Raw genomic sequence first — 4295 nt, forward strand, 5'->3', positions numbered from 1 at the left:
GGCGCGTCCTTCCCGCTGCCCATCTTCGCCAAGGTGAACAAGACCAGCCCGGCTGCGCTGACGGCTGGCACCTACACCGACGTGCTGCAAGTCACGCTAAGCTGGTAAGCGCCGTGCGGCACGCTGCATGCCGCACGACTCTACCCCCCTGACACGAAGGGCCTCTCCATGACGCCAGTGGACACCGCGCGCTCTTCGACGTGGGAAGGCCCCCGGCTGGCCTTCACGCGCCTGGCGTGCGCGCTGACCGCGCTGCTCGGCATCGTGGTGCTGTTCGGCTGGGCGCTGGACCTGCCCGCCCTGCGCAGCGTGATCCCCGGCGCGGTGGAGATGAAGGCCAACACCGCGATCGGACTGCTCACCAGTGCCGCCGCGCTGTGGATCATGGCCGTGCGCCCCTCGCCCCCCCTGCGCGCCGCGGCCACCGTGCTGGCCATCGCGGTGGGCCTGTTGGGTGCAGTCACCCTGCTCTCGTATGCCTTCGGCTGGGGCTCGGCGCTGGACGAATGGCTGTTCCACGACACAGGCGCCGCCTTCAACCAGGCCAGGGGCCGCATGTCGCCCTACACCGCCCTGGCCTTCGTCGCGCTCGGCGTCGGCCTGGCCAACCTGCCGCATCCGGGCCGCCACCTGCTCACGCGCGCGGCCTGCGCCTGCACGCTGGCCGTCGGGCTGGTGGCACTCGTCGGCTACCTGTGGAACGTGAGCGAGATCGTGACCGACCGCATCGCCCCCCCGGTGGCCCTGCACACCGCCTGGGCCCTGATGCTGCTCGGCCTGGGAACCTGGCTCATGGCGGGCCGGGCCGGCGAGCAGGCGCCCTCGCGGGCGCGCAGCCGCATCGAGACGCTGGTTCTGCGCGGCTTCATTCCCACGATCATCTTCGTGGTTTTCGGCGGCGGCCTGACCTATGCCACGGGCGCCAAATTCGCCGAAACGGCCCGGCTCGTGGCCCACACGCAGGAGGTGCGGGCCAAACTGGCGGGCGCCTACGGCTCGGTGGCCGACGCAGAGCTCGCGCTGCGCAACCAGATCCTGACCCTGCAGCCGCGCTTCGAGGACGAATTCCTCGCTTACAGCCAGGCGGCACGGCACGACCTGGTCGACCTGGGCCGCCTGGTGGCCGACAACGCCCTGCAGAGCAAGCGACAGCGCGACCTGGGCCAGCTGATCGAGGCGCGCATCCTCGCGCTGGAATTCGTTGGGCAGGTGCTGTCGTCCGAAGGGCCTTCCATGGCCCGGGACGCGCTGCTCGCCGACACCGGCAACGGCGTGATGGTGCAGATCCGCCAGGTCATCGCGCAGATGGACGGCGCCGAGGTGAGCCTGCTCGACGGCCGGCTCCAGCAGGCCGAGTCCGGCCGCTCCTCCACGCTGCTCGCCCTGCTGGCCACGCTGGCGGTACTGACGGTGCTGTTCGTCCTGCTGTTCCGCAGCATCCAGAAGGAGGTGGAGGCCCGCATGCTGGTGGAGGACCACCTGCAGAGCCTGAACGCCGAGCTGGAGCAGCGCGTGCAGGACCGCACGGCGGCGCTGGAGTTCCAGCAGGCCTTCCTGCGCCGCGTGATCGACCTGAACCGCAACCTGATCTTCGCCAAGGACATCAAGGGCCGCTTCGTGCTGGCCAACCAGGCCGTGGCCACCGCCTACGGCACGACGGTGGACGGCCTCATCGGCCGCACCGACCACGAGCTGAACGCCGACGCCGAGCAGGTGCGCCGGTTCCAGGCGGACGACCGGCACGTGATCGAGAGCGGCCGCGAGATCGTGATCGCCGAAGAACAGCTGACCGACGCCCAGGGCCACACGCGCTGGATGTCGACCGTCAAACGCCCCATCCTGTCGCTGGACGGCAAGTCTTCCATCCTGCTGGGGATCGCCACCGACATCACCCAGCGCAAGACCGCCGAGGACGAGCTGCGCCAGATGGCCGCCAGCCTGGAACGCCGCGTGCAGGAGCGAACCCTGGCCCTGGAGCAGGCCAATGCGCAACTGCTGGCCGCCCGGCAGGAGGCCGACGCTGCCAGCCGCGCCAAGTCGGCCTTCCTGGCCAACATGAGCCACGAGATCCGCACGCCGATGAACGCCATCATCGGCCTGACGCACCTGATGACGCGCGACGCGCGCGACCGCACGCAGCGCGACCGGCTGGACAAGGTGGGCGGCGCGGCCCAGCACCTGCTGCAGGTGATCAACGACATCCTGGACGTCTCCAAGATCGAGGCCGGCAAGCTCACGCTGGACGACGTCGAGTTCTCCATCGAGGACATGCTGGGCAAGGCCAGCACCCTGGTCGCCGGCCAGGCGCGCAGCAAGGGCCTGGAGCTGATCCTGGACCAGGACCACCTGCCGCGCCGCATGCGAGGCGACCCGACGCGGCTCTCGCAGATCCTGATCAATCTGCTGACCAACGCCGTGAAGTTCACAGACACCGGCTGGGTGCGCCTGCGCGGCGAAGTGCTGCGCGACGAGGGCCGGCGCATGCTGCTGCGCTTCGAGGTGCAGGACACCGGGCCCGGCATCTCGGCCGAGCGGCAGGCCGCGCTGTTCAACGCATTCGAGCAGGCCGACAGTTCCTCCTCGCGCCGGCACGGCGGCACCGGGCTCGGTCTGGCGCTGTCGCGCCAGCTGGCGCGCGCCATGGGTGGCGACGCCGGCGTGACGAGCGCTCCGGGCTCGGGCAGCGCTTTCTGGTTCACGGCCTGGCTGGGCCATGCCGCCGAAGCGCCCAGGCCCACCGAGCCGGCGGCGCTGCAGGGCCTGCGCGCGCTGGTGGTGGACGACCTGCCCGAGGCCCTGGCCGTGATGGGCGAGCAGCTGCAGCTGCTGGGCCTGCACGTCGACGCCGTGGGCAGCAGCGACATGGCGCTGCGCAAGGTCGAGGCCCGCATGGCGGCGCGGCAGGCCTACGACGTGGTGCTGATCGACTGGCGCATGGAGCCGCTGGACGGCATCGCCACGCTGGCGCAGCTGCGCTCGGTGCTCGGCGAAGGCATGCCGCCCAGCATTCTCGTGACGGCCTTCGACGAGCAGACCCTGGTGAAGCGCGCCAAGGCCGCGCATTTCGACGCCGTGATGCTCAAGCCGCTGACGGCCGCGGCGCTGCACGAGCAACTGGCCATCCTGCTGCGCGCCCGCGAAGCACCGGCGCAGGACGACGAGCGGGCCGAGGCCTCGAACAACGCCAGCTTGCTGCAGGTACGGCATGCTGGCCAGCGCGTGCTGCTGGCCGAGGACAATCCGGTCAACCGCGAGGTGGCGCAGGACCTGCTGGAACTCGTGGGCCTGACCGTGGAGACCGCCTGGGACGGTGGGCGGGCCGTGGAGATGGCGCTGTCGCGCCAGTACGACCTGATCCTCATGGACGTGCAGATGCCGGTCATGGACGGCCTGGAAGCCTCGCGCGCGATCCGCCAGGCCGCAGGCCGTGCCTTGCCCATCATCGCCATGACGGCCAACGCCTTTGCCGAAGACCGCCAGGCCTGCCTGGACGCTGGCATGAACGACCACGTCGGCAAGCCCGTCGACCCGGAACTGCTGTACGCCAAGCTGCTGCGCTGGCTGCCGCTGCGCGAGCCCACGCCCTCCAGCCTGATGGCGCTGCTGGACAACCCGCCGCAGCCGGACGCCACGCGCGAGCCGCTGTACGACCGGCTGGCGCGCATCCCGGGCTTCGACGTGGACATGGCCCTGCGCAACGTGGCCGGGCAGATCCCGATCCTGGAGCGCGCGCTGGGCCGCTTCGCCGACACCTACGGCCTGGGCCTGCCGGAGTTGCTGGACGCCAGCGGCGCGCCGCACGAGGTGCTGGCGCGCTGGGGCAAGGTCTGCCATTCGGTGCGCGGCGCCCTGACCACGGTGGGCGCGCCGGCCCTGCTGGACGAGCTGGTGGCGTTCGAGCAGCAGCTCGGCCAGGGTGGGCCGCTGCAGGGCCTGGTGCCGCTGGCGCAGCGGCTGCACCGGCACCTGGTGCAACTGGTGGCGCGGCTCACCCACGAGCTCACGCGCTGACGCGCTGACGCGCTGGGCCCGGCGCGCCCCCCAGGAGCGCGCCTGCACCCTCGCGGCGCCCGAATGTGTCGCAACTGTGTCCCGAAGCGCCCCGCTCGCGACACTCTTTCGCCACGATGTTGCGGGCCTCGCATCGAACAATGGCGGCATCGGACCACACAACGGTCCGGCCCCTGCAACGACTCCACGAGGCCCACCATGCGCACCACTTCCAAGTTCATCCTGGCTCTGTCCACCGCCCTGGCCATGGTGGCCCCGGGTGCCCAGGCCGCTGGCAACATGGC

The 4295-nt window shown here is 71.0% G+C and carries 1 protein-coding gene; it reads left to right on the plus strand.

The features are described 5' to 3' along the window. Window positions 1–168: 168 nt before the first annotated feature. Window positions 169–4011 carry a response regulator gene (locus ASF43_RS17070; RefSeq protein ID WP_156373370.1) on the plus strand — a complete coding sequence of 1281 codons (3843 nt, stop codon included), beginning with the start codon at window positions 169–171 and terminating at the stop codon, window positions 4009–4011. Window positions 4012–4295: the final 284 nt, after the last annotated feature.

This window comes from Pseudorhodoferax sp. Leaf267 (assembly GCF_001422405.1).
GTDB lineage: Bacteria > Pseudomonadota > Gammaproteobacteria > Burkholderiales > Burkholderiaceae_C > Pseudorhodoferax.